26 protein-coding genes are annotated in these 26,659 nt (G+C 48.8%); 15 read left to right on the forward strand and 11 right to left on the reverse strand.

Going from position 1 to position 26,659, the window contains the following annotated elements; all coding sequences use genetic code 11:
• From B3N34_RS00225 to lpdA, 14 genes are all read left to right on the forward strand, one after another.
• Window positions 1–624, forward strand: a complete 624-nt coding sequence (locus tag B3N34_RS00225; protein WP_286973744.1) for a V-type ATP synthase subunit D — start codon at window positions 1–3, stop codon at window positions 622–624.
• Window positions 625–642: 18 nt separating this feature from the next.
• Window positions 643–987, forward strand: coding sequence for an ATPase (locus tag B3N34_RS00230; RefSeq protein WP_009202213.1), 345 nt, complete (start codon window positions 643–645; stop codon window positions 985–987).
• Entirely contained in the window at window positions 984–2,078 is a 1,095-nt protein-coding gene (locus tag B3N34_RS00235) for a V-type ATPase subunit (RefSeq protein WP_286973748.1), read from the forward strand. The genes B3N34_RS00230 and B3N34_RS00235 overlap by 4 nt, the downstream gene beginning before the upstream one ends.
• Entirely contained in the window at window positions 2,069–4,033 is a 1,965-nt protein-coding gene (locus B3N34_RS00240; protein ID WP_349679676.1) for a V-type ATP synthase subunit I, read from the forward strand. Before B3N34_RS00235 ends, B3N34_RS00240 begins: the two co-directional genes overlap by 10 nt.
• A gap of 24 nt (window positions 4,034–4,057) precedes the next feature.
• Window positions 4,058–4,462 (forward strand): ATP synthase subunit C, encoded by a 405-nt coding sequence (locus tag B3N34_RS00245; RefSeq protein WP_286973750.1) that lies wholly within the window; start codon window positions 4,058–4,060, stop codon window positions 4,460–4,462.
• A gap of 1 nt (window position 4,463) precedes the next feature.
• On the forward strand, window positions 4,464–4,775 hold the full coding sequence (locus B3N34_RS00250; RefSeq protein WP_009202217.1) for a V-type ATP synthase subunit F: 312 nt from the start codon (window positions 4,464–4,466) through the stop codon (window positions 4,773–4,775).
• Window positions 4,772–5,389: an ATPase gene (locus B3N34_RS00255; protein WP_091461492.1), complete on the forward strand. Its 618-nt coding sequence runs from the start codon at window positions 4,772–4,774 to the stop codon at window positions 5,387–5,389. Before B3N34_RS00250 ends, B3N34_RS00255 begins: the two co-directional genes overlap by 4 nt.
• A 13-nt stretch (window positions 5,390–5,402) precedes the next feature.
• Window positions 5,403–7,181, forward strand: coding sequence for a V-type ATP synthase subunit A (locus B3N34_RS00260; protein WP_286973758.1), 1,779 nt, complete (start codon window positions 5,403–5,405; stop codon window positions 7,179–7,181).
• Window positions 7,182–7,186: 5 nt separating this feature from the next.
• The gene (locus tag B3N34_RS00265) at window positions 7,187–8,554 is read left to right on the forward strand and encodes a V-type ATP synthase subunit B (protein ID WP_213698871.1); all 1,368 of its coding nucleotides are present in this window, start codon (window positions 7,187–7,189) and stop codon (window positions 8,552–8,554) included.
• Between the two features lie 111 nt (window positions 8,555–8,665).
• Window positions 8,666–9,763, forward strand: coding sequence for a glycine cleavage system aminomethyltransferase GcvT (gene gcvT / locus B3N34_RS00270; protein ID WP_286973763.1), 1,098 nt, complete (start codon window positions 8,666–8,668; stop codon window positions 9,761–9,763).
• A 37-nt stretch (window positions 9,764–9,800) separates the two neighbouring features.
• Window positions 9,801–10,196, forward strand: a complete 396-nt coding sequence (gene gcvH, locus B3N34_RS00275; protein WP_286973764.1) for a glycine cleavage system protein GcvH — start codon at window positions 9,801–9,803, stop codon at window positions 10,194–10,196.
• Window positions 10,196–11,539, forward strand: coding sequence for an aminomethyl-transferring glycine dehydrogenase subunit GcvPA (gcvPA, locus tag B3N34_RS00280; protein ID WP_286973765.1), 1,344 nt, complete (start codon window positions 10,196–10,198; stop codon window positions 11,537–11,539). The genes gcvH and gcvPA overlap by 1 nt, the downstream gene beginning before the upstream one ends.
• Window positions 11,536–12,993 (forward strand): aminomethyl-transferring glycine dehydrogenase subunit GcvPB, encoded by a 1,458-nt coding sequence (gene gcvPB, locus B3N34_RS00285; protein ID WP_286973767.1) that lies wholly within the window; start codon window positions 11,536–11,538, stop codon window positions 12,991–12,993. The genes gcvPA and gcvPB overlap by 4 nt, the downstream gene beginning before the upstream one ends.
• 88 nt (window positions 12,994–13,081) lie before the next feature.
• A complete protein-coding gene (lpdA, locus tag B3N34_RS00290) occupies window positions 13,082–14,479 on the forward strand; it encodes a dihydrolipoyl dehydrogenase (RefSeq protein WP_286973771.1) in 1,398 nt (465 codons plus the stop codon).
• Window positions 14,480–14,539: 60 nt separating this feature from the next.
• On the opposite strand, the gene B3N34_RS00295 is transcribed toward lpdA, so the two are convergent.
• From B3N34_RS00295 to B3N34_RS00310, 4 genes are all read right to left on the reverse strand, one after another.
• Window positions 14,540–14,908, reverse strand: a complete 369-nt coding sequence (locus tag B3N34_RS00295; protein WP_286973772.1) for a hypothetical protein — start codon at window positions 14,906–14,908, stop codon at window positions 14,540–14,542.
• Between the two features lie 47 nt (window positions 14,909–14,955).
• Window positions 14,956–15,834: a DMT family transporter gene (locus B3N34_RS00300; RefSeq protein ID WP_286973773.1), complete on the reverse strand. Its 879-nt coding sequence runs from the start codon at window positions 15,832–15,834 to the stop codon at window positions 14,956–14,958.
• A 66-nt stretch (window positions 15,835–15,900) separates the two neighbouring features.
• Window positions 15,901–16,686 (reverse strand): exodeoxyribonuclease III, encoded by a 786-nt coding sequence (gene xth, locus B3N34_RS00305; RefSeq protein ID WP_286973774.1) that lies wholly within the window; start codon window positions 16,684–16,686, stop codon window positions 15,901–15,903.
• 1 nt (window position 16,687) lies between these two features.
• Window positions 16,688–17,851, reverse strand: a complete 1,164-nt coding sequence (locus tag B3N34_RS00310; protein ID WP_286973777.1) for a metallophosphoesterase — start codon at window positions 17,849–17,851, stop codon at window positions 16,688–16,690.
• Between the two features lie 136 nt (window positions 17,852–17,987).
• Here B3N34_RS00310 and hydA point away from each other — a divergent pair, with 136 nt between their 5' ends.
• Window positions 17,988–19,346, forward strand: a complete 1,359-nt coding sequence (gene hydA, locus B3N34_RS00315) for a dihydropyrimidinase (RefSeq protein WP_286973778.1) — start codon at window positions 17,988–17,990, stop codon at window positions 19,344–19,346.
• 33 nt (window positions 19,347–19,379) lie between these two features.
• On the opposite strand, the gene B3N34_RS00320 is transcribed toward hydA, so the two are convergent.
• From B3N34_RS00320 to B3N34_RS00350, 7 genes are all read right to left on the reverse strand, one after another.
• The gene (locus B3N34_RS00320; RefSeq protein ID WP_349679677.1) at window positions 19,380–19,982 is read right to left on the reverse strand and encodes a response regulator; all 603 of its coding nucleotides are present in this window, start codon (window positions 19,980–19,982) and stop codon (window positions 19,380–19,382) included.
• Window positions 19,983–20,041: 59 nt separating this feature from the next.
• Entirely contained in the window at window positions 20,042–21,769 is a 1,728-nt protein-coding gene (gene ggt / locus B3N34_RS00325) for a gamma-glutamyltransferase (protein ID WP_286973779.1), read from the reverse strand.
• A gap of 43 nt (window positions 21,770–21,812) precedes the next feature.
• A complete protein-coding gene (locus B3N34_RS00330) occupies window positions 21,813–22,907 on the reverse strand; it encodes a succinylglutamate desuccinylase/aspartoacylase domain-containing protein (protein ID WP_286973781.1) in 1,095 nt (364 codons plus the stop codon).
• 162 nt (window positions 22,908–23,069) lie between these two features.
• On the reverse strand, window positions 23,070–24,440 hold the full coding sequence (locus tag B3N34_RS00335; protein ID WP_286973782.1) for a fructose-specific PTS transporter subunit EIIC: 1,371 nt from the start codon (window positions 24,438–24,440) through the stop codon (window positions 23,070–23,072).
• Between the two features lie 19 nt (window positions 24,441–24,459).
• Window positions 24,460–24,924 (reverse strand): PTS sugar transporter subunit IIA, encoded by a 465-nt coding sequence (locus tag B3N34_RS00340; protein ID WP_286973784.1) that lies wholly within the window; start codon window positions 24,922–24,924, stop codon window positions 24,460–24,462.
• Complete coding sequence (gene pfkB / locus B3N34_RS00345; protein ID WP_286973786.1) at window positions 24,921–25,865, reverse strand: 1-phosphofructokinase; 945 nt, start codon at window positions 25,863–25,865, stop codon at window positions 24,921–24,923. The genes B3N34_RS00340 and pfkB overlap by 4 nt, the downstream gene beginning before the upstream one ends.
• A complete protein-coding gene (locus B3N34_RS00350; protein ID WP_286973787.1) occupies window positions 25,862–26,641 on the reverse strand; it encodes a DeoR/GlpR family DNA-binding transcription regulator in 780 nt (259 codons plus the stop codon). The genes pfkB and B3N34_RS00350 overlap by 4 nt, the downstream gene beginning before the upstream one ends.
• Window positions 26,642–26,659: the final 18 nt, after the last annotated feature.

The following is a 26,659-nucleotide window of genomic DNA, read 5'->3' on the forward strand; positions in this document are numbered from 1 at the left end:
GTGGCTTCTAAAGTTACGCCGACTCGAGGCGCATTGATGCGAATGATCCGCACGGCGTCCCTGGCGCAAAAAGGACACGACCTGCTCGAGAGAAAACGGCAAATTCTCATGATGGAGTTGGTCAAACATATAGATGATGCTAAGAATTTGCAAAGGGAGATGGCATCCGTCTTTGCCGATGCCTATAAGGCCTTGGAAAGGGCGAATATATCTATGGGTATAGACGTCGTAGAGGATATCGCCATGGCAGTTCCTGAGGAAGAGGATTTCATCATAAGGCTTAAATCCATCATGGGAGTCGAGATTCCGGAGATCGATCCCGTAGATGCCTCTCTGAAACCAAGCTATTCCTTTTACGGCACTTCGGGCTCTCTGGATATAGCCTACAGCGCCTTCAGGAGAGTGCTCGAGCTTATATCCCGATTGGCTGCTGTGGAGACGAGCGTATACAGGTTGGCCGTGCAAATTAAAAAGACGCATAAAAGAGTAAATGCACTGGAAAAGGTGGCCATTCCCTTCTACAAATCCTCCATAGCGTATATCGAAAACGTGTTGGAAGAGGGCGAAAGGGAAGACATCGTACGGATGAAAAAGGCGAAGGAAAATTTAGAAAAGAAGAAGTGAAGGAAAGGAGCATGAAAGATGGCTTCTATACAGGAAGCTTTGGCGATGCTTTTAGGCGCCGACAGCGAAGCAAAAAACATCACAGAAGAAGCGAAGAGAAAGGCCGAAGAAATAGAAGAAGAAGCTAAGCGCAAAGCAGCTTCCGAGAGGGAGGCCAGATTAAAGGCAGCCAGAGAACAGGCAAAGGCCATAGTAGATTCTGCAAGGGCCTCCGCCCAGACCGAAGCTCAGCAGATCGAAGCGTTGGGTCGGCAGGAGTTAGAGAGAATGGAAAAGAGGTTTAACGAAAACGCTCCAGCCGTAATAAAAGGACTCGTAGCCGAATTGGTGAACGCCTATTTGCAGAAGGCGAGAGGTCAATGAGCTACTCTCCCGTATCCGCAGGCGAATGTGTAGCTACGGGAGCAAAGGCCCACGTCCTCTTTGGGAAGATGCTAGACGATAACGACTTTTGGGCCTTGCTCGAGTGCGATTCGCCTCAGGAAATAGCGGGTTATCTGAGGAGGAAGGAAGGTTATGCCCCCTACCTGGAGACGATCGTGTTGGCTAATGTCCACAGGGCTGAGCTGGAACACGCTCTGCTGGCCGTTCCGCTGTACGTCTCCGCCTCCTTTTTGCCCTATTTGAACGGCGCAAGGATGGCTTTTTTGAAGGCCTGGGTTGAGAGGTTTCAGGCGGGATTGCTGAAGCAGGTCATGCGATGGCTCTTTGCCGGTAGAGGCGAAAGGGAATCTCTCAGGTCGGGCCTTAAAGGACTGCCTTTTGTGACTCTGCCCTTCGACGCATTGCTTTCCTGCAAAGACTTTGAGGAGTTCATAAAGACGTTAAAGGCCACGAAGTATTATCCGGTCCTGAGGGAACCCGTGGATTGGTTGCTCAAAGGCAGGGGGAACTTGTACTCCTGCGAATCTGCCGTAGATGCTCATGTGATCTCTAATATATATCGTGCAGCCCTGAATTTGCCCATCCTAGAACGCACTGAAGTATTGAATTTATTGGGAAATTTGATCGATATCCTCAACATCTACTTTTGTTACAGGGCTAAGCGCTTCTATGCCATGAATCGCGAGGAGATCGTAAACCGCCTGCTCCCTGTGCGCTTTAAGATAAAGGGGCCGACGATAAACAGGTTAGCTTCTTCTGAGGACATGGAGTCCTTTTGGTCCGTCTTATCTACCACTCATTACTTGCGTGCATTCGGTACGGAGCCGCCCAACGACGAGCTTGCCTTGGAAAGGGATATGAAGAGGTTCTTGCGCGAAAGGGCTTTATCCACCTTTCGCAGGGGATCTCCTTCTTTTCATACCGTGATTGCCTATTTGATGCTGCTGGAGCTTGAGGTCGGTGATATTATTACCATCATCGAGGACGTGAGGTACGATTATAACAGGCGAATTGCCGCAGCCTTTTTGGCACGCCCTCTGATACCGGGAGGTGCTTTATCTTGGCGATAATAAGGATGTTGGCCGTTACACTGATAGGGCCAAAGGATGAAATGGAATATGTTGCTAACCAAATGATACTGCTTGGAGGTTTCCAACCTCTGTCGCTCGATCTCATATTGGGTGATCGATCTCTGCGGTCGAAAGTAAAGACTTCCACCGACAATCCGTATGACGAACTGTTATCCGAGATGGCCTACGTCTGGCAGGCAGCCGGCGAAAGCCTTCCTGAAGCGCATCCTGTACCCGTAACGAAAGAACAAACCTATGAGAGAATGAGGGCAGAGGTTCGCAAAGTAACGGAAAAGTTACGACTTTGGGCGGAGCGCAAGTCATCTCTTCAGGAGGAAGTGGATGAATTAAAAGCCATATTAGTCTGTGCCGAAGCATTGATTAAAAACAAGATGGATCCGAAAGAGCTTCTTGATACGCAGAACTTGTTGATGTTCTTCGGCAAATTATCCGACGAAAACTTCAAGCGCCTTGAAGAAAGCATACAATCAGTTCCCATGTTAGTCATGAAGCTTGACAGTTGGCGCCATGAAACGTGGATGTTGGCCTTCGCCATTCCTGAATACAAAGAAGGTGCAGAAAAGCTTTTAGATTCCGTCTATTTCAAGGGTTATTCCATAGATGATGTATTAAAAACAATTTCGGATAATCCTGCGGAAGCGTTAAAAAAAAGGATAGACAATAAAATTAGAGCCATAGAAGGCCTGTCCAAGGCAGCAAAGGATTATTTAGACGAGCGCAGGAAAGAGCTGGAAAAGCTTTACTCCTCCGTTTATACCATGCAGCGTATATATGACCTGTGTAAGGGAAGAGGTGAGATAGGCGATATTTACGTGCTCTCGGGATGGATACCCGAGGACATGTTAGCACAGCTTAAAAGCTTGATCGAGCATCAGGCGCCGAAGACAACGGTAATGATCGAGGAGGAAAAGAACCTTCCCTATAGCGAGATCAGGGTCCCTACGTATCTGCGAAACCTGCCGCTTGTTAGGGCTTTCCAGCACGTCGTGGCCATGTACAGCTTGCCCTCTTACGGAGAAATTGACCCGTCCTTTTTTGTCGCCGTCACCTTTTGTCTTTTCTTCGGTTTCATGTTCGGGGATGTAGGACATGGCTTAGTCTTGGGATTGCTTGCCCATCTGCTGCAAAGGAAACGCAAGATGAGCAAATCCCTCGGCACGGTGGTTAAGGCAGCTGCATGCAGTTCGGTCCTTTTTGGCTTTCTTTACGGCAGCATCTTTGGTTTCGAGGACATAATACCAGCTATTTGGATGTCTCCAATGAAGGATATGGGCAAGATGCTGTCCCTTTCGCTCGTCATAGGCGTTTCCATAGTAACGATTGGCATGATACTAAACATGATACTTTGTTATAGGCAGCGGGATTTTGGAAGAATGTTGTTCGACGGGAGGGGTATGGCCGGTTTGATATTTTATCTTACCGCAGCGTGGGCAATATATGCGGTGATGAGCCATAAACCCCTGCCTATACCGGGTTGGGTGGTGGCGACTCTCCTTTGTGTCCTGTTGACATGTATTATATTGAGAGACCTTTTGGCCAGGATATTGTTGAAGGAGAGGATTTCCTCTTCAGCAAATGAGAGTGGAGGATTATACCTTTTTGAAGTATTCCACAATCTGTTGAGTTTCTTGAGTAATACAATTTCCTTTTTACGTCTGGCCGCCTTTGCTTTGAACCATGTGGGGTTGTCGCTGGCCGTGTTCATGCTGTCCGATATGGTTACTTCATTGCCGGGAGGACTCTTTGCCAAGATAGCCATATTGGTTATAGGCAACGTCGTGATAATTGGCCTGGAAGGGCTTATTGTGTTCATTCAGACGTTGAGGTTGGAATACTATGAGTTCTTCAGCAAGTTCTATAAGGGTGGCGGCGTTTCTTTCAAGCCCGTCAGATGGGAAAAGACCGGCGAGTCTGTCAGCCGTAGTCAAATGTAATCTTTCAAGAAGGGGATGAACGTTATGGGAGTTAAGTTGGTCGTTATGGCGGTTGTCCTTTTGGTTTGCACAGGAGCGATCATGGGCAAAAGAAAGGCAAGGAATAGCAAAGGGCTTTTGAGGGCTTTCGTATTTTTGACGGCATTGGCCACGGGCATTGGCTTTTGTTTGACCATATTTCCGACGGCAAGCTACGCTCAGGGTGATGCAGCGAGCGTTTCAGGATGGGGGTATCTTGGAGCTGCTCTGTCAGCAGGCCTTGGATGTCTGGGGGCAGGCATTGCAGTGGCCATTGTGGGATCATCGGCTCTGGGGGTTGTGGGCGAAAAGCCGGAGATGCTAGGTTCGACCTTGATCTTCTTGGGGCTGGCCGAAGGGATCGCCATTTACGGTCTTATCATAGCCCTCTTGATACTGGGAAGGATGTGAAATGAGGGCACATTTGATCAGCGATAATCACGATTCCATCGTCGGGATGCGTCTTGCAGGGGTCTCCGGAGTGGAAGCACACGGATCTGAAGAGACTGCGAAGGCCGTAAATGAAGCGCTGCAGATGGAGGACGTAGGAATACTTCTCATCACCGAAAAGGCGGCTGCAACAATCCCAGATCTTATCAAGGAAATCAGGGAAAAGGCAAAGCTTCCCCTGGTGGTTGAGATCCCCGATAGGCACGGAACGACGAGAGAGGCCGATTTTCTGACCAAGTACCTCCATGAAGCGATCGGGGTGAAGATAGAGTGACTGACGTAGATACGCAGAAATTGGGTGCTTTGAGAGATCTCATCTTGGATAAGGCAGAAGCCGAGGTTATGAGGATAACGCAAAAGGCTCAACGGGAAGCCGATGAATGGCTTTCTCAAGAATTGGTCAAGATCGATCAGGAGGCCGATCTGATAATAAACGATGCCCGTCGTAGGGCCGAAGAGATAAGACGCCGGGAGTTGCTGGCCGCCGAAAGGGAGGTATCCAGGGAAAAGCTGCGCCTTCAGAATAGATTGATCACCCAGGCCAAGGCCGTGTTTTTGGACGAACTCGTTGCCTTGAGGTCCAGAGAAGATCATTGGATGATACTCCTTGGCCTCCTTTTGGAAGCTCAAGAGGCCCTTGTCGATCTTAAGAAGGGGTCTTTGAGGCTTGCGGCGATAGATTCTCCCCTCGGAGAAAGGATCGTATCCAGAAGCAAGGAGCTTCGTCCTCAAATCGATATGAGGTTTGACTCCACTCCAGCCCCTATACTTGGGGGGCTGTGGTTGATCGACGACATGGGCAACCGGCAGGTCAACTCCGATTGGCAGACCAAGGTCGTCGAGATGAGCGATACGTTGACGGAAAGGCTGATGGCGATTTGGCAATAGGGGAGGAACGAAATTGGAAAAACAGGGCATAATTATCATGACAAACGGTCCTGTGGTCAAAGCCAGGGGCATACGTGAGTTTGCTATGCACGAGATGGTTTATGTGGGCGAAATGCGACTGATGGGCGAAATCATACGCATCGATGAAGACGAGGCCACAATACAGGTTTACGAAGATACTCAAGGACTCAAAGCGGGTGAGCCGGTATTTGGCAGGGGAGAACCGCTTTCCATCGCCCTTGGGCCCGGATTGCTAGGCAACATATTTGACGGAGTGGGAAGACCTTTGGGGGCGCTTTACGAGAAGGGCGGCATTTTCATCCCCAGAGGCATAAAAGTTCCTGAGATAGATACCGAAAAGACGTGGGAGTTAGAACCCGAGGTAAAAGTTGGAGATATCGCAACTTCGGGGACCGTCATAGCAACTATAAAAGAAACCCCTCTGGTTTCCCATAAGGTAATGGTCCCTCCGGGCCTGGAAGGCGAATTTACCTTCGTGCTGCCAAAGGGAACCTTTAAAGCAGACGTAACTGTGGCTAAAGTAAGGGATAGCCGTGGCCAGGAGATAGAGATTCCTATGGTACAGCGTTGGCCCGTTAGGGTGCCTAGGCCATGCAGGCAGCACCTGGCGCCCAAAGAGCCCCTCATAACAGGGCAGCGCGTCATAGACGGATTTTTCCCGATCGCTAAGGGTGGCGTCGCGGCCATCCCCGGTGGATTTGGCACGGGAAAGACAGTAACTCAACATCAGTTGGCAAAATGGAGCGAGGCCACAGTTGTCGTGTACATAGGTTGCGGGGAGCGAGGCAACGAGATGACCGATGTCCTGGAGGAGTTTCCTGAACTGGAAGACCCCCGTTCGGGCAGGCCATTGATGGAGCGGACCATATTGGTGGCAAATACGTCAAACATGCCTGTGGCCGCAAGGGAAGCTTCCATCTACACCGGCATTACCATGGCCGAATATTACAGGGATATGGGATACGATGTGGCCGTGATGGCCGACTCGACATCGAGATGGGCGGAAGCTTTGAGGGAGATCTCCGGAAGGATGGAAGAGATACCGGCAGAGGAGGGATTTCCCGCCTATTTGCCTAGCCGACTTGCTGAATTTTATGAGCGTGCCGGTAGGGTGGTAACGCTTAACGGCGACATGGGAAGCGTCACAATAATCGGTGCCGTATCGCCTCCTGGCGGAGACTTCACTGAGCCCGTAACAAGGCATACCAAGAGGTTCGTGAGATGTTTCTGGGCGCTGGACAAAAGCTTGGCCAATGCCAGGCACTTTCCTGCGATCAACTGGGTGGATTCCTACAGCGAATATGTTGGCGAGGTCGAGGACTGGTTTTCCTTGAATGTGGATACCGGTTGGAGCGAGCTCAGAAAGAGGGCCAAGGACCTATTGGCAGAGGACGAAAGGATCCAGCAGGTAGTGCGTCTTGTTGGCGAGGATGTATTGCCCGACAGCGAGAGATTGATTGCCTTTACTTCTTATTTGATTAAAAACGGCTACTTGCAGCAGGGCGCCTTTGGTCCGGATTCTTTTTCGCCTCCTTCGAAGGGATTTGCCATTCTTTCTTTGATAATGCACTTTTACGACAGGGCTTCCGCCTTGATCAGGCAGGGGGTGCCCTTTTCCCTTCTGAGAGGAGGAGATGCTGTGGCAAACCTCGCGCATCTAAAAGAGTTATCGTCAGAGGAGTTGGAAGCTCAACTGCCTAAAATACGGGAGAAACTTGATGCTTTCATGGAAAAGACCGGCAGCGAACGTTTGGCTGCAAGGGGAAGGTGATATCGATGCCTTTAGTAGATCACGTGGGCGTAGACCAGATATATGGGCCCTTTGTCCTGCTTAAAGGAGCATCAGACGTGGGCTTTGGAGAGCTTGCCCAAATTAGGATGAAAAACGGCGATCACAGGTTGGGACAGGTTGTTTTGAACGGCGAAGATGCTACGTTGGTGCAGGTTTTCAGCGGTACTTCGGACCTGGTTCCAGAAACGACTGCCGTAAGGTTTTTAGGGAGGCCTCTCGAGATGAAACTATCCCCCGCGCTCATCGGCAGAGTGTTTTCCGGTTTGGGCGAACCGAGGGACGATTGCGGTCCCGTTTATTCTGCCTACAGCAGAGATGTGAACGGATCTCCTTTAAATCCCATGGCAAGGGTATATCCCAGAAACTTCATTCAAACGGGAATATCGGCCATAGACGTATTGGCCACGCTCATCAGAGGGCAGAAACTTCCCATATTTTCGGGAAACGGGCTGCCTCATAACAGGCTTGCCGTGCAGATTGCCAACCAGTCCCAGTTGGTAGGGGAGGAAAACTTCGCCGTCGTTTTTGCGGGAATAGGCGTGAAACGAGATGATGCAGCTTACTTCATGGAGGAACTTTTCGAGAAGGGGCGCACCAAAAACATGGTTGTCTTCTTAAACCTCGCCGATGATCCCGTCATCGAGCGAATAGCCACGCCGCGCTTTGCCCTGACCGTGGGAGAGTATTTGGCCTTCGAGCTCAACATGCACGTGTTGGTCATCATGACCGACATCACGAACTACTGTGAGGCCTTGAGGGAGGTAGGTGTCGCCAAAGGCGAGGTGCCAAGCCGTAAGGGCTATCCGGGCTATTTGTACAGCGACCTTGCTTCCCTCTATGAAAGAGCCGGGGTCTTGAAGGGGATCCAGGGAAGCCTGACGCAAATCCCGATCCTCACGATGCCCAACGACGATATTACTCACCCCATCCCGGACCTCACGGGATTCATAACGGAAGGTCAGATCGTGTTATCGAGGGAGCTGGATTCCAGGGGAATCTATCCTCCCATAGATGTATTGGCCAGCCTTTCGCGGCTCATGAAGGACGGAATAGGCAAGGGTTACACCAGAGAAGACCATCCTGACCTTGCAAGCCAGCTGTATGCTTCTTACAGCAGGGTCCAAGACGTCAGGGCTCTGGCGAGCGTAATCGGGGAAGATGAGCTTAGCCAAATAGATATCTCCTACATGGACTTTGGGAAGTCCTTCGAGAACACCTTTATAAAACAAAGCTACGATGAGGATAGGGATATAAGCGAATCTCTGGATATTGGCTGGAAGCTGCTGAAGATGTTGCCCCGCAACGAACTCACCAGAATATCTAAAGAAGAAGCCGATGCCAGGCTAAAATAGTTAATTGAGATATTACCTGTCAATTGCCACTATGCTATGATATATGGTACATCTTCGATGTAATCGAATAAGAAGCGGATGGATGAAATACGAAAAAAGGAGGAGAGAGAAATGAGAAAGACGCCTCTTTACGAGAAACACGTCGCGTTGGGCGGTCGTGTGGTAGATTTCTTTGGATGGGCCCTTCCCGTGCAATACAGCGGCATAGTCGAAGAGCATTTGGCCACCAGAAAGGCGGCAGGCCTGTTCGATGTCTCTCACATGGGGGAAATAACTATCGAGGGTAAGGACGCTTTGAAATTCATCAATTACCTCGTAACCAACGACGTAACTAAGTTGGTCCCGGGTAAGGTGATGTATTCTCCTATGTGCTACGAACATGGCGGAGTTGTAGACGATTTGTTGATATACATGTACGATGAAAATCGCTTCCTCTTGGTCGTAAACGCTGCCAATAAAGATAAGGATTACCAATGGATTGCTGATAAATCGAAAAAGTTCGACGTCAAGGCGGAAGACGTATCGGATTCATACGCTCAGATAGCCATCCAAGGCCCCAAAGCAGAAGGCATACTTCAAAAGCTTACCGATGTCGCTTTGGATGAAATGAAATTCTATACTTTTAAGGACCGTGCATCGGTGGGAGGTGTGGACCTTTTGCTTTCGCGGACCGGATACACCGGCGAGGACGGCTTCGAACTTTATCTGCCGCCTGGCGATGCAGGTCATATTTGGGACGAATTGCTCAAAGCCGGAAAGGAGGAAGGCCTGGTCCCGGCGGGACTTGGGGCAAGAGACACCTTGCGTTTTGAGGCATGCCTGCCCTTATACGGACAGGAGCTGTCGGAGGATATAACCCCCCTTGAGGCCGGTCTGGACTTCTTCGTTAAGCTGTCCAAGGAAGATTTTATTGGGAGAGCGAGCCTCCTGGAACAAAAGGAGAAGGGTTTAAAGCGCAAGATAGCTGGCCTTGAGATGGTCGAGAAGGGCGTTCCGAGACATGGTTACGAGGTGAAGTCACAGGGCAAAAGTGTTGGTGTGATAACATCAGGTTCGTATGCCCCGTCGCTTGAAAAGTATCTTGCTCTGGCATTGTTGGATAGCGATTACGTCGAAATCGGTCGAGAAGTGTATGTCGATATAAGGGGAAAGGACAGGCTTGCCAAGGTGGTAGAGACGCCTTTCTACAAAAGGCGTTACAAGAAGTAAAAAAAGCAAAAAAAAGAAGCAGGAGGTGCATCGAGTCATGAACATACCGGAAAATTTAAAGTATACGAAAACGCACGAATGGGTGAGAGTGGAGGGCAATAAAGCTTACGTCGGAATTACTGATTTCGCCCAGGGGCACCTAGGCGATATCGTTTACGTCGAGCTTCCTGAAGTGGGTTCGCTGGTCGAGGCGGGAGAGGCGCTTTGTTCTATAGAATCGGTCAAAGCCGCCTCCGATGTATATTCCCCCGTCTCGGGAGAAATAGCCGAAGTAAACGATGCTCTCGAAGGTGAGCCGGGGTTACTCAACGAGGATCCCTATGAGAACTGGATCGCCACGATCGAAATGAATAATCCCGAGGAGGTGGAGACTCTCTTAGACGCTGCAAGCTACGCCAAGCATTGCGAAGAAGAGGAGGAGGCGATGGGATAATGTGGAATTACATCCCCCATACGCGTGAAGATAAGGAGAGGATGCTCGAGGCCCTTGGAATCAAATCTGTGGACGAACTCTTTGAGGATATTCCCAAAGAGGTGCGAATGGAGAAGAATTACGATATACCGGGGCCCCTAGCAGAGGACTGTTTGGTCAGACATATGCAGGAATTGGCCGGCAAGAACTTGCATTTGGGCAACTGCGCTTGCTTTTTGGGAGCGGGCGTTTACGATCATTTCGTTCCTTCCATAGTCGACGCGATTATATCGAGGGGAGAATTCTACACTGCCTATACTCCCTATCAACCGGAAATAAGTCAGGGGACGTTGCAGGCGATATTTGAATATCAATCCATGATATGCGAGCTTACAGGCATGTACGTGACCAATGCTTCCATGTACGATGGCGCCTCTTCCTTCGCCGAATCTGCCTTCATGGCCTGCTCTGCGACCAAAAGGGAAAAGGTGCTTTGTTCTAAAGCGGTAAACCCCGAATACAGATCGGTCTTAAGGACGTACACCCGTTTTAGGGGAGTTGAGGTGGAGGAATTCGGATACAAGGACGGACAGGTTGATCTAGAGGACGTTAAGGGTAAATTGAACGACAAAGTTGCGGCAATCATGATTCAAAGTCCAAACTTCTTCGGCGTTATCGAAGACTTGGCGTCCATAGCGGAACTGGCTCACTCTAAGGGTGCCATGCTTATCGTAAGTGCTGACCCCATCTCTCTAGCACTATTGGAAGCCCCGGGAAAACTGGGAGCCGATATCGTTACTGGTGAGGGACAGGCCCTCGGCAATCCGGCATCCTTCGGTGGCCCCCATTTTGGCTTTTTGGCGGCGACGGAGAAACTTTTGAGGAAAATGCCGGGACGCATAGTCGGACAGACCGTCGATACCGAAGGTCGTCGCGGCTTCGTCTTGACACTGCAGGCTAGAGAGCAGCACATACGTCGCGAAAAGGCAACCTCTAATATATGCACCAACCAGAGCTTATGCGCCCTGATGGGTGCGGTATATATGAGCGCTATGGGAAAGGAAGGACTTAAGGAGGTAGCTAAACTTTGTTACAACAAGGCGCACTACGCAATGGATGAGCTCGTAAAGAGGGGTTTTAAGCGCGCCTTCAACGCTCCCTTCTTCAAAGAGTTCGTCCTTATCGCTCCCAAGCCGGTAAAGGAGATCAACGAGAAGCTCCTAAAGGAAGGGTTTATCGGGGGCTACGATCTTTCCGGGCAGTACCCGGAGATCAAAAACGGCTGGCTGATCGCCGTGACAGAACGCAGGACAAAAGAAGAGATAGACAGGTTTGTCGGGATCGCAGGGGGTGAAGTGCGATGAAAAAGCCCGTTGAGCTCATATTTGAGTTGAGTAAATCGGGAAGGAAGGCCTACTCTCTTCCTGCTTGTGATGTGCCTGAAGCAGGCGAAAAAATCCCGGAAAAGTTCGCGAGAAAGATCGATGCCAGACTGCCCGAAGTATTTGAGGTCGACGTAGTCAGACATTTTACCAGGTTATCTCAACTCAACTACGCCGTAGACTTAGGCTTTTACCCCCTCGGGTCATGTACGATGAAGTACAACCCGAAGATAAACGAGGCCGTCTCGCGCCTACCGGGTTTTTTGCAGCTTCACCCCTATCAGCCGGAGGAGACGGTACAGGGCGCGCTGAAACTCATGTACGACCTGGAGAAGATGTTGTGCGAGATAACGGGCATGGATAGGGCCACGTTACAGCCTGCTGCAGGTGCTCATGGCGAGATGACGGGTTTGATGATCATAAAGGCCGCCCTGGAAGAGAGGGGAGAGGGCAAGAGGAAGAAGATCATAATACCCGATTCGGCTCACGGCACGAACCCTGCGTCGGCCAGCATGGTGGGATTCGAAGTGCTGGAAGTGAAATCCGACGAGCGCGGAAACGTGGATGTCGAAGATCTAAAGAAACTGATGAGCGACGAAGTGGCCGGCATCATGCTGACGAACCCCAATACGCTCGGGTTGTTCGAGGAAAGAATAACCGAAATTGCCAGGATAATACACGGCGCAGGCGGTCTTTTGTATTACGACGGGGCCAACCTCAATGCAAACCTAGGGAAGGCGCGACCGGGCGACATGGGCTTTGACGTAGTGCATTTAAACCTTCACAAGACCTTCAGCACTCCCCACGGCGGAGGCGGGCCTGGATCGGGACCGATAGCTGTTACAAAGGAGCTCGCCCCCTTCTTGCCTGTTCCCACTGTGGAAAAAGAGGGCGAAAGATACTATCTCGATTACGATAGGCCCCTTTCCATCGGAAAGGTAAGGTCCTTCTACGGTAACTTCAACGTAATGGTTAAAGCTTACGCTTACATTTTGACCATGGGACCTGAGGGCTTGAGGGAAGTTGCCGAATGCTCCGTCTTGAACGCGAATTATCTCTTGAAAAAACTTAGAGATTATTTTGAACTTCCCTTCGATCGTTGGTGCAAGCACGAGTTCGTCATCTCCGGCAACAGGCAGAAGAAAGCTACGGGCGTCACTACTCTTGATATGGTAAAGAGGCTAATAGATTACGGTTTCCATCCCCCGACCGTGTACTTCCCGCTGATCGTACCGGAGGCCATGATGGTAGAGCCCACGGAGACTGAAAGCGTCGAGACGCTGGACGCCTTTGCCGAGACGATGATTTCTATAGCAAAAGAAGCGGAAGAAAACCCAGACCTTGTAAAGGAATCACCGAAGAACACTCCTATTACTCGCTTGGACGAAGTGACGGCAGCCAAAAAACCCGTGGTGAAATGGGACTTCGAAGCGTAAACTCGTAAATCCGGACGAAGGGCGTCTCTTGCCGTAAAATAATGGCGCAAGAGGCGCCTTTAAATATTTGAGAAAGGGGGTAGAGTCGATGAAGAGCGACCTAGTCGTAATTGGCGGAGGACCCGGGGGTTACGTGGCCGCCATAAGAGCCGCACAGCTTGGAGCCACGGTTACCGTCGTCGAAAGGGATAGAATTGGAGGAACCTGTCTTAATTATGGTTGCATTCCCACGAAGGCTTTGTGTCAAAGTGCCGAAAGCGTCCTGTTGGCCCAAAGAATGGAAGAGGCCGGGATTGTCGTCAGCGAAGCGAAGGTGGACATGGCCAAAGTGCATGCCTGGAAGAGGAGATCCGTCGACAAACTTACGGGAGGAGTGGCTCAATTATTAAAGGGGTACAAGGTTAACGTCATCGAGGGAGAGGCTAAATTATCGGGCAAGAATACGATATCTGTAACGAAGTCCGATGGTAGCAAGGAGGAGATTGAGGCTAAATTCATTCTTATCGCCACCGGTTCCAAACAGGCCGTACCTGATATTCCAGGGATGGGTTTGAGGGGGGTAGTGACCAGCAGGGAGTTGCTCGAGTACGAGGATCTGCCCGATAATCTCTTTATCTATGGCGGCGGATATATAGCCATGGAATTTGCCAGCATATACAATGCTCTGGGATCTAACGTTACGGTAATGGTTAGAAGCAGAATCCTCAGGTTAATGGACGGCGAAATATCCAAGCGAATAAAGCTGCTTTTAAAGAAGAGGGGCATAACCTTTTATGAGGGCATGCTCGTAGACAGAATAGAGCAGGGAAAAGAGGGCCTAACCGTTTACGCTTCGAGCGACAGGGAAGAGGCTACGCTAAATGCAGACCTGGTCTTGGTAGCGACGGGCAACGTCCCCAACGTTGAAGGCCTTGGTTGCGAGGATGTGGGAATTGAAACGGGGAAGAAGGGTATAATCGTAGACGAATTCTATCGAACTTCCGTTGAAGGAATTTACGCCATTGGCGATGTAATAGGTCCGCCCTATCTTGCCCATGTCGCTTCAGAGGAGGGTAAAGTGGCTGTCGAGGCCATGTTCGGACTTAAACCCGGCAGGATAAATTATGACGCCATTCCTGCAGCGGTCTTTACCATTCCCGAGGTCGCTTCTGTAGGGAAGACCGAAGAGGAATTGAAAAAAGATAACATCGATTACTCCGTCGGCAAGTTCCTCTTCGCCGGCAACGGCAAGGCCATTGCCATGGGCGAAGAAGATGGATTGGTAAAGGTATTGGCCTACGGCGACGGCAAATTGGCGGGCGTTCATATCATCGGACCCCACGCCAGCGACCTCATACACGAAGCGGCCTTAGCCATGCATGCCAGCATACCCGCAGAGGAGTTGATCTCTTGCATTCATGCCCACCCAACACTGGCGGAAGCTTTCCACGAGGCGGTGATGGGAGTCAAAGGAGAGGCCATTCATCAGCTGCCCAAAAAAAGGTAAAATTTAGTTTCATCCCTCCCTTTTTCTAGAAAAAGGGAGGGATGAAACTCGAGTTGAATACTACCCTATTTCCATGGGAAAAATGTTATTGTAGGAATCTGTAAAGATTGCAGAGATTTTATCTCCTTCTCCCCTTTGCAGGGATACGAAATGAGTGCAATTGGTTTTTATGAAATATTGATGTGCCCCTTCCGTTGCACAGGCCTCTATTTTCTCCTTGCAGAGAGGGCAGGAGAAGTTGTAGCATGCCTGTCCGACGGATTCAAGGCTTACTGCGACCTCTTCTCCCAGATCGTTGTAATAGATGACGAGAGATTTTTCAGGGAAAAATCTGCTGAAGTGCGAGCAATGAACTTGTGTGTCTTCTTTTGTGGACGATATAGTTTCGGCACCGCAAACCGGGCATTTGATCTTCCAGTAGTGTTCCATCTCTCACACCCCTTTTACCTCAAGCTCTGACGCATATAATATAACATCTATTTATTACTTCTACAATAGAATAAAGGTTCCAGCGACAACATGATGACTGCAATGCATATGAAGACTCCGCCGATGATCGCGCTTTTTTCCGGCCTTTCTCCAAGCAATAGAAAGGCCCACATCATAGAGAGGGGAATTTCGCTCATGGATAATACCGAAGCTATAGAGCTAGACAGATATTTAAGGGATCTCGAGATCATGCCAAAGGCAATGGCGGAGGTGCATAATGCCATATACATTAGGCCAAGGTAGGCTTTCGGCGGGGCCTTGAACAGATCCGCTGCTTTTCCTCCATAAAGCCCGGCGACCCAACAGATTACCGATGCCCATAAAAAACTCTGCAAATAGGCCTTATACTGCGATTTTTTGCCGAGTCCGTATCTTCCGTTTAAAAGGTAGAGGGCATAACCGGCACCGCCGGCCAGTGCGCAGAGAACGCCAATGATGTCGAACTTCAAGCCCTCGCCGGGATCCCATACGGCAAAGTAAACTCCCGACAGAGAGAGTATCAAGGCCAGAATTTGCACCAGAGAGGGGCGCTCTCGGGCTATAGCCCAGGCTCCTATCATGGCCCAAATCGGAGCGGTGTAATACAGGATCAACGTCATTCCTACGGATATCCTCAAAAAGGCTATGCTAAGGCCCAAGTTCGAGCTGATAAGCCCAAGGGAGCTCAACCAAAAAAGGGCGCTGCCCATCTCCTCTTTACGGGGAATTATCAAAGCGCTTCGGGGTTTGGGAGCGAGAGAGATGATGATACAGGTGCTGACGGTTATGCGAAAAAGCGTTATGAGAAAGGGGCCGACTCCAAAACCGTTGACGAAACGAACTACGGGACCGTTCGTTCCCCAAATCGTGGTCGCCCCAAGGACCAAAAATATTCCCCTCACGGTACTCCCAAGCGTATCCATTGGCTTTTGTGGGTAATTTTTAAGATTAAATTAAAGATCGAATATGCCGACGAGAAAAGTATGATCCGACGGCTTTTCCCATGATCTGGGTTCCCTGTCTATGTAGCAATCCACTGAGCGATCTGCCACGGAAGGCGTAGCTAATATGTGGTCTACGCGCCAGCCTATGTTGTGTTCAAGAGCATTTTTGACCCTATAGTCCCAAAAAGTGTACTGTCCTTCTTCTGGGTGGTGTTTTCTGAAGACGTCCACAAAACCCCAGGATTTGACGGTGTCGAAAATATCCCTTATCTCTTCATGAAAGCATACGTGGTTTCTTTTCGTTTCCGGTTTCGTTACGTCCTTTTCCTCTGGGGCTACGTTCATGTCTCCCACCCAAATTATCTTGTCATCTGCCTTAAACTCCGATTCCAGTAAATCGAGGAATCGCCGGAAAAAGTCCTTTTTGTATCGGTAATCGGGATGGTCAATGGACTTGCCCTGGGGGACGTAAGTGTTTATTACCCACAGATCGTTGAACCTGGCGATCATCAGTCTGTCGTCGTCCTTTCCGTCTTTGCCGTCGGGGAAGCCGTAAATGATCTCATTGGGTTCCCCTTGGCAAGCAATTGCCACACCGGCGTAAGCTTTCCTTCCCCTGAAAAAGACGTGGTATCCCCAGGAATCGAAGACCGATGCCGGAAATTGATCGTCGCTTACCTTCGTCTCTTGCAGACACAAGACGTCTACCGGGTTTTTTATCAACCATCTTTCGAGGATTTGAAGCCTGCTTCTGACGGAATTTGCGTTAAAGGTTGATATCGTAAAAAAGGGCATTTCACTCACTACCTCCTTGTGCTGAATTGATGAACCTTAGGTTCAAAAGGATTATCTCCGGCATTGATCCGAGACGGACCGGAGGTCCCCAAGTTCCATACCCGCTGGATACGTAAATTAAGGTTTTGTCCTTTTGCAAAACCCCCCAGCTTTTTTCGAATATCAATTTAGTTATTAAATTAAATGGCCACATTTGACCGTTGTGCGTATGGCCTGACAGCTGAATGGCAACTCCCTGAGATGCCGACTCGTCTAAATTGACAGGCGTGTGGTCTAAAACCATGACAGGGAGATCTTTTGAAACCTCTTGGAGTATTTCGTTTAAGGGAATGCGTTTTGACCTTTCTATGCGATTTGCCGTAATATCCCTTCTGCCTACAAGAATTAGTGAATTTTCTATGATCGCGAATTCATCTTGGAGCAGCTTCACTCCTGCCCTGGCGAGGTATTTCTCGACTTCCTCTATTCCCGCGTAATATTCGTGGTTGCCGGCAACAGCATATACACCTAAGGGAGCATTCAATTGTTTTAATTCCTCCGCCAGGCTTTCTTCCATCGCAACGGAAACGCTTTCGTCTACTATATCACCCACGAAAAGCACCATGTCCGGGGACAGATCGTTAATTTTGCTCACAAGATCTTTTATGCGAGAGTTGTTCATGAAGAGACCTACATGCACGTCCGATACGGCTACGGCCCGGATGGAATCCAAAGTCGCATTGACATTCGACATCTCCAGGTTTAATGCCACTGTTCGCGTTCTTCTTGCGTTAATGCTGCCAATTACGATCAGGACCATCATGAGGACGACGCCTATTCTCCATATGTGCGCTCTTAAAGTGACATCCAAAAGCGGCATAAAAGAGAAGAGAGAAGACATGAGTCTGTAAATGTCTATGAAGAGGCTCAATAAAAATGCATAGGCCATGAAAGCAAAATAGTAAGAACCGGCCATGGTGGATATTTTGGCGATACCTTCAAAGGAGGTGAAGGCCTGTAGCAGACGGCCGCAGGGGTAGGCGATCATGGCCAAAACAAGGACAATCAACATAACTATTCCCACAGGAGATTGGCATAAGGGAGATATGTGCCTGTAGATATAGTAATTGGCAAGAAAATATATCAAAGAAACAGATCCAATGAAAACCATTAATCCTAATCCCATACAACTCCCCCTTCTCTTTGATAGTATAATGCAAATAGATATCCTTTAGGAATCCGATAAATCTCCCATCTTGACATATCGATAAACATGAAGCTTTTTTATGGCCGGGAAACCCAGACGATCGGGGGTTGATCTGATGTATGATGTGGTAATTAAAGGTGGCAAAATAGTGGGTAGCCCCTTTGGAACGATTAAAGGGGATATCGGCATCGCAGGCGAATGCATAGCGGCGATAGGTTATGGTTTAAAAGGAAAACATGTTGTCGATGCCTCTGGCAAACTCGTGTTGCCGGGCGCGATAGATGCTCATGTTCACATGGAGCTTCCCGTTTCGGGCACCCGTTCGAGCGATGATTTTGCTTCCGGCACAAAAGCTGCAGCCTGTGGCGGAGTCACGACCGTCATAGATTTTACGGTGGGCGACAGAGATTCAACCCTTCCTGAAGATATAGAAAGCAGGCTCGATGAAGCCAAAAAATCCTACATCGATTATACGTTTCACGCCGAAATTATCGGTTGGCACAGATCCAGGTCGTGGGAGATCTTGAAGGCAACGCAAATGGGAGTTACCAGTTTTAAGTTTTTCACTGCCTACAGCTCCTCCGGCAGAAGGACTGACAGAGGAGCGCTCTTTGATGCCTTTGAGACGATTGGCGACTTGGGAGCATTGGCCATAGTACATGCAGAAGACGAGGAGATAATTGACCATATCGTTAGTTCATTGGATCGTAGTGAGATCGGCGATATGAGTACTCTGGCCAAGGCGAGGCCACCTCTTTGCGAAGCCCTGGCAGTAGGCAATGTCATTTACTTGGCGGAAAGGACAAACGCCAGGGTGCATATAGTGCATTTATCCTCCGCTTTAGGTTTAGAGGCCTTTAAGAGAGCCAGGAGCTTTTATTCAAATGCGACAGCTGAGACATGTCCCCAATATCTCCTGCTTACGAAGGAAGTATATGAGGGTGTGGAGGGCCACTTATACTCCGCTTCTCCCGCATTGAGGACCTCCATGGACGCTCAGGCTCTCTGGGAAGGCATCAGCAACGGAGATATTTCCTTGATAGCGACGGATCACTGTCCCTTTACTAGAGAGCAAAAAAGATGGAAGGATAGCTTTCTCGACCTGCCCTACGGTTTGCCCGGCGTGGAGACTTCGCTGCCTTTATTCTTTAGCGAAGGCGTCTTAAAACGAGGTATTTCCCTGGAGGTCATGGTGAAGCTTTTTGCGGAAAATCCAGCCAGGATATATGGCCTTTTTCCCAGAAAAGGGGCGCTTCAAATTGGATCCGATGCCGATATGACAATTCTGGATCCCAATCAAGAATGGACAATAAGTTCCAGTAATTTGCATATGAATACGGACTTTTCTCCCTACGAAGGAATGACGATAAAGGGCAAAGTTTGTACTACATTATCGCGAGGTGAAGTAATATACGATAATGGCCTTTTTAAAGCAAGGGAAGGAAGGGGAAAATTTTTGGGTCGAAGCATATGATCCTTTCAAATAAAGCTTCACAAATTCTTGGCCTTAACCTCTGAAAGACATCCTGGTGAAGGGGTGTTTTGGTGAAGTGCAAGAATCTAAAAGGTAGTAGATAAATCTAGGTCTTCCAGAGCGCCCATCTCGGTATTTGGGTTCTTTGGAAGCCAAGCCTGACATTGCTAGATACTCCAGGTATCTATGAGCAGTAGGGTAGGAGAGATCGGTTTTCTCTACGACATCTTGGATGGTAGCTCCTTTGTTTCCTATGTCGTCAAGGGCCAAAAGGATGGTTCTAAGCGTTTCTTGATGAATTCCCTTATTCAAATTTTCCAGGCCAGAATATCGACGGTAATCTAAAAGACGGCCATGTAAGGCAATGCGCGCTGCAAAATCTGCAAGTCGAATTGGTTTTAAAACAAAGTCATCGGCGCCTATTAAGAGTAGATCTCTTGCTATCTTCTGATCTTCTTCGATAGTCAGAACGAGGATGGTGACCTCTTTGGATACTTTTCTGCATCTTTTAATTACTTCGGCACCATTAGTCAGGGGCATGTGGTAATCTACCAGCAATATATCTATCTCTTTTCTCTGTATCCACGATATGACATCTTTGCATCTAGTGTTCGTGTGTATTTCCCAATATAGAATAGAAAAAGATGCGAGAAAGTCTTTCTCGCATCTTTTTCTTGTTTCTCTTCAGGTTATCATTAATACCCGATGGGTATTCCTAAACGTCGACTATCAGCTCCACCGTTAAGTAATTTATCTGTGAAGAGAATGCCCTGGGCAGTGCCGAAATACCCAGATTTTGGTCTTACTTCTATATTGTGACCACGTATTTGGAGCATTTGAATTGTCGTCTGGTTCATCGTGTCTTCTAAAAGAAAAGCCCCGGCCTTTCCGTCGTAGGCTCTGGTGAAGATTCTTGGCTGTTCAATGGCCTCATCCATGCTCATGCCGAAATCTACTACGTTCATTATAATTTGAGTTACAGCGGTTATGATCCTCTGCGCGCCTGCCGCGCCAACAGTCATAAATGGCTTCCCAGCAGGATCCAGTAATATACTGGGCGACATCGATGAGAGTGGCCGTTTACCCGGTTCTGGAGCATTAACGCTATTAGGATTAGGCGAGAAGTCATCCATTTCATTGTTGGCTACAATGCCATATTCGGGGACCACAATTCCTGAACCGAAGAAATAATTAATTGTATTGGTGGATGCTACGACGTTCCCTTCTTCGTCGGCAACAGAAAAATGGCTCGTAGATATGTGGGTATCATTTGCCACTGCGATGTGGTTCGTCGTCATGTTGTCTTGGAACATCCAGGGATCGTCGGGCTGAACCTCAGTCATTACCGCATTGCGCCGTATTTTTTCTGCAAGTTTTCTTGCGTAATCTTTGTTGGTAAGTCCTTTTAGAGGAACTTCTATGAAAGCAGAATCTGCCATGTAGGCGTCTCTGTCGGCAAAGACCAGTTTCATTGCTTCGCCTAGAGTATGGAGGTATCTTGGGCTATTGTGTCCCCAATCGGAGATAGGAAAGTTCTCCATGATATTTAACAATTGAACAATGTGGGTTCCTCCGCTTGATGCTGGCGGTGTAGAATATACGTGGTAACCTCTGTAGGTGCCGCTCACCGGTTCTCTTGTTTCAACTTTATAGTTTCTGAGATCATCCATCGTCATATTCCCGCCATTTTTGTTCACAGCGTTTACAAAGGCTTCTCCAATTGGGCCGTCATAAAATACCTTCGGTCCATGTTCACCTATCATCCTGAAGGCCTTGGCTAAATTTGGCTGCTTTAAGACCTTTCCGGCTTCAATGGGGTAGCCATCCTTCAGGAAAGGGACGTCAGAGGGATCGTTAAAGGCGTAGAGTTTCTCGAGATTGTCCGTAATGATCTCTGTTTGCATTTCCACTATAACGAAACTTTCCTCGGCAAGTTTGATCGCAGGTTTTGCCACCTCAGACCATGGCATTGTGCCATATTTTTCTAGGGCCATCCACATTCCCATGATGTAACCGGGAACTCCAACGGATTTCCCGCCGAGCTGAGACCATTTTTCTTCCTTAGCTTTCTCAGAGGCAAACATATCCTTGGTAGCGCTAGCTGGAGCGGTTTCCCTGTAGTCCAGTTCTATAATCTCTCCTGTTTTTGCAAATCGAATGATCATGAACCCCCCGCCACCAATGCCTGAGGCGTTTGGTTCCACGACGTTGAGCGCTAAAGCTGTCGCTACAGCAGCATCTATAGCGTTGCCCCCTTTTTTGAGTATCTCTACACCCGCTCTTGAGGCCAATAAATGTGCCGACGATACCATGCCGTGTTTTACATATACGTCCTTAATAAGAGGCTCCTGAGCCGGCGCCATTGTTGACATTACTACGATTGCTATGATAATGCTTACCATCAACGAAAGAATTTTTTTCATACCTATTCCTCCCCTTTTTTTATATTTTAACATTAATATAACATTACATTCTTAGATTGTCAGAATTTAGGGGTGACAAAAACGATCCTAGCCCCTTATGGAGTAGCTCATTGAATTTTGGAATTCCGTAGATAACAATTTCCTTTGTAGGGTCGCAAAAGCCAATTGCATCAAAAAAGGATTGAATTGCAGTTACATGTCTTGCTATGCGCAGGCCAATTGATTGGTCTTCTTCATAGGGGATAAAGAGTAGTCCCAATTTCGAAGCCCATGCGTAATATTTATCTCTGCCCGTTAGGACCAGCTCTTCGTTCGTTTTGCCCCTTAGTCGACCTTGGCTAGGGTTGCCCGTTTCCATCAAAATTGGCATGGAATTTGTTGCATCTCCCCATTCTCGATGGGTGAGTCCACGCAAGTTCTTTGGCGACGGCTCCAGGCGTATTGGAATTCCGGCGGTTTCCATCTCAATGGCAACCATGGCGGCTAATTCCATGCTGCGTTCGTGAGCAACTATGGCATTGACGACGGGATATTCGGGAGATGCCTCGTGCAGATCGAAGGCAAGGTCAACATTTTCCGCAATGACAAGCTGGCGAAGAGCATAGGCTAGACGTTGAGTGAGAGCGCCATCGGGGGTTCCTGGGTGAGCTCTATTGAGATTGCTTTTTTCGCTTCCCGCAAGCTTTTGCCCTGACTGTGGGTGTATGAAAACGTCGGGGTTGGGCCACTGAAATATGGGGTTTGTACTTCTGGAGCCATATCTGAACATTCTCGTCGAACCGTCGGGAAGGGAAAAGTGAATAAATTGAGGATGCGCTTCCTGTGGCGAATTATGGGTAAAGCCCATATTGTTAGCGAAGGGAACCACGATAAGTCGCCCCTTCTGAACTTGTGCGCGTTCTAGGAAGAGGATTGCAGCAAGATATCCAGCCGTTGCAATGCTTAAAATAGTGTCTAGATATCCAAAAGTGCCTTCGACGAGATGTCGTAAAGGAAGCCCCTCGCCTGCCACAATACTACCCGCAATTGCCGCCAAGACCATGGATATTGCTATAGGGAGTTTTAAAAAGAAGGCACCAAAGACAAAGGTGCCAACCATGAGAATTTTGTAAAAACCCTCGGGCCAAAATAGAGTCATGGTCCTAACCTATTACGATACCCCAGTCCAAGTACATAATATTTCTCATTTTTCTCATGGCTAACTATAATAAATTGCTAAAAATAGAACTATGCTAACTTAAACAAACAAAGAGGCGCCCTTTGCGGACACCTCTTTGTTTGTTTAAGGCATGTTTAGCTTTTATTGTTTCCTGGGTTTCAGTGCGCTTACCAAGGCAGCCGTTACTAGAGTTCCGGCGATTATGGCTATTATATAAAACCCAAGATTTCCGACGGCATTCGGGATGGGGAGGACGAAAAAACCTCCATGGGGAGCTCTGAGGGTACAGCGGAAGAACATGGAAAGTGCTCCAGTGACGGCTGAGCCGGCAATGATTGAGGGTATTACCCTCAAAGGATCGGCAGCGGCAAAGGGTATAGCTCCTTCAGTTATAAAGGACACTCCAAGGATCGCTGCGGCTTTGCCGGCTTCCCTTTCTTCTTTTGTGAACTTATTTTTTGCGATGAACGTGGCCAAAGCAATTCCCAATGGAGGCGTCATACCTGCGGCCATAACCGCGGCCATGGGCTCGAAAGTGTTACTCCCAAGAAGACCCACGGCAAAGGCGTAAGCTGCCTTATTGACGGGGCCTCCCATATCGACGGCCATCATTGCTCCAAGTATCAGTCCCAAAATAGCCGCGTTAGCGGTGCTCATATTGTTAAGGCTCACGGTAAGCCAGTCCATTATGCCTTTTACCGGCGTGCCTATAACGTATATCATGAGCAATCCCGTTGCTAGAGAAGATAAAAGAGGCAGGACTAAAACGGGCATGAGCCCCTCCAGGCTTTTCGGGAGTTTTATGGATTTTTTAAGCCCAAGCGTAATATAACCGGCGATAAAACCTGCCAATATACCCCCGAGAAAACCTGCTCCTATTTGATTGGCGAGCATACCGCCTATGAGGCCCGGAGTAAGGCCTGGCCTATCGGCTATGGAGTAGGCGATATAACCGGCAAGGACCGGGACCATGAGGGCAAACGCCGCTCCGCCGCCTATCCTCATGAGCGCAGCAGCCAAGCTGCCTTCCTGTTCTGCGGCATGTATTCCAAAGGCAAACGACAAGGCGATGCACAAACCTCCCGCCACTACGACGGGTATTATGTAGGAAACGCCCGTCATGAGGTGCTTGTACACGCCTGACCTTTGTGCCGATCGCTGAGCCTTCATCTCCTCTATCTTGGCGACCTCTTTTTCCATGGTAACCGTGGCTTTCTTTAATGCCTCATTTATCACGGCAACGCCGTCTTTGATCGCTATTCCCGTAGATGTCATGTATATTGGTTTCCCTGCAAACCTCTCCGTATTTACGTTTGTGTCGGCTGCGATGATGACGATGTCAGCTTGTGCTATATCTTCATCCGTTAGCTTATTCTCAGAACCCGCCGACCCCATTGTCTCGACCTTTATTTCGTGGCCTAACTTTTCTGCTCCAACCTTCAAAGATTCTGCTGCCATGTAGGTATGGGCAATTCCTGTCGGACAAGCTGTTACAGCAACTATCTTTGCCATCTTTGTTTCCTCCTTCCCTCTAACTCATCTGTTCTTCTTGTTTTTCGATGACGCCCAAGACGTCCCGGGGAGACTTGGCGTTTCTCAGCGACTCCCTGAAGTTTTCGTGCATAAGCAACCTTGCGAGCTTAGAAAGGGCTTGCAGATAAACTTTATCTGCATCCTTTGGCGCAGCGATCAGAAAGAAGATGTCGGCCTTTGTCCCGTCGAGGGATGCTACGTCTATTCCTTGGGTGGTCCTGGCCATAGCTAAGCCGGCAGCCTTTACTGCTTCGGATTTAGCGTGAGGTATGGCAACTCCGAATCCGACTCCCGTAGTCCCCTGTTTTTCCCTCTCGGTCACATCCCTTAAATATGCCTCTACATCTGCGACTATCCCATCCTCATACATCTTGTTTGCCAGAGCCTTCCAGACATCCTCCTTTGCGTCGGCCGTTAAGTCGAGCAGTATCCTTCCTTCCGATAATAAATCCTTGATATTCATATCTTGACCTCCTTTACGGAAATTTTCTCAATAACGGACAGGACTCTTTCCCGTGTCGTTCGTTCTGTTCCCAATTTTGTGAGGGCACAGAGGGAAAAAGCCGTCGCTAGTTTAGCCCGTTCCAATAGAGCTTCTCCTTTTACCGCACCTGCAATTAAACCGGTTACCATTGCATCTCCGGCGCCAACAGTGGTCAAAACGTCGATTTTGGGAGGTATGGCCTGTATGAGGGTGTGGTCTTCAGCGAACAAAGCTCCCTTCTCGCCCATGGAGAGACATACGGTTTTGATACCCAGGGAAAGCAGTTTTTTTAAGCCCTCTACGATTTGGTCGAAGGAGGGATTTGAGAGGCCAAAAATCTCGCAAAATTCTGCGATGTTGGGCTTTATGAGGTCAGGCTTAGATTTCAAGGCCTTTTTCAATGCGGGGCCACTCGTGTCTAAAGCTACAAATTTGCCCAGGGATTTAAGTATGGATGTAACTTCGGCAAAAAAATCGTCGTAGATACCGGGAGGAAGGCTGCCACAGAGGGCGAAATAATCGTTATTTTCGGCCAATCGTGTTAATATATTTTGTAAATTGGCGCGCACTTTTTCGTCGCATTGAAGCCCGGGAAAATTTATGTCCGTTATCTCCTTTTTTTGCTCATCAACGATCTTGATGTTGGTGCGCGTTTCTCCGTCTAAAAGCACGAATTCGTCTTTTATCCCTCTGGCTGCAAGGAAGTTCTCGAACAACTCTTTGTTGTGCTTGCCCAGAAAACCTGTAGCAACTACTTCTTCTATGCCGTAGTCCTTTAAAAAAGAAGCCACGTTGAAACCCTTGCCCCCGATGTCTTTGCGCTCCTTTTTGACTCTGTTCACCCTTCCTGCCGTGAAGTCAGGGATAAATATGGTATGGTCTATTGCAGGGTTTGGGGTGACCGTTACGATAGATGTCACCTTTCATCGCTCCCTTCGCTAGCGATAATTACTTTTACCTTTCTTTTTAATTGCTCGACCTTTCTTTCATCTCCCTTGTCGTCGGTGATGAACAAATCAAGTTCATTGAGATCACATATCTTGCATAAGCCCTCCAGACCTATCTTTGAATGGTCTGCGACGAGTATCTTTTTTTTGCCGGCGAAGAGCATATGGCGCTTTGTCTCGGCTTCCGTCATATTTGGTGTGGTAACGCCGAAATCGGCGTCAATGGCATTTGCTGCCAGAAAGACCTTGTCAAAGCGAAGGGCCTTTAACGCTTGGTTGGTCAAAAATCCGACGAGGGATCGGGGGCCCTTTCGCAGGATTCCGCCCAATAACCAAACCTCTACCGAAGGATCGTCGAGGAATACATTTGCAACATCTATGCAGTTGGTGGCGACTGTCACATTGCGTCCGCGAAGGTTTGAGGCGATCTGCAGGGTAGTGGTGCCAGCATCAAGCAATACGGTTTCTCCGTCTTTTACTAAGGATGCGGCCATTTTTCCGATAGCTGCCTTGAGGTTAAGGTTTTGAATTTCCTTCTCTTGAAAGGTGGGTTCAAGGCCGTAATTGGGAGGAACGGCCCCGCCGTGAGTCCGCTTGAGCAGGTTCATGTCTTCAAGAACTGCCAGGTCCCGACGTATCGTAGCCTCGGAGACGCCGAACTCTTGAACCAGGTCTGCCACGTATATGGGAGCACCCGATTTGATCTTGCTTATTATGGCGGCCCTTCTTTCCTCTGCGAACACTGCCATCACCTTGATTGTTTTTGA

It is taken from the genome of Acetomicrobium sp. UBA5826 (assembly GCF_002433005.1).
Lineage (GTDB): Bacteria > Synergistota > Synergistia > Synergistales > Acetomicrobiaceae > Acetomicrobium.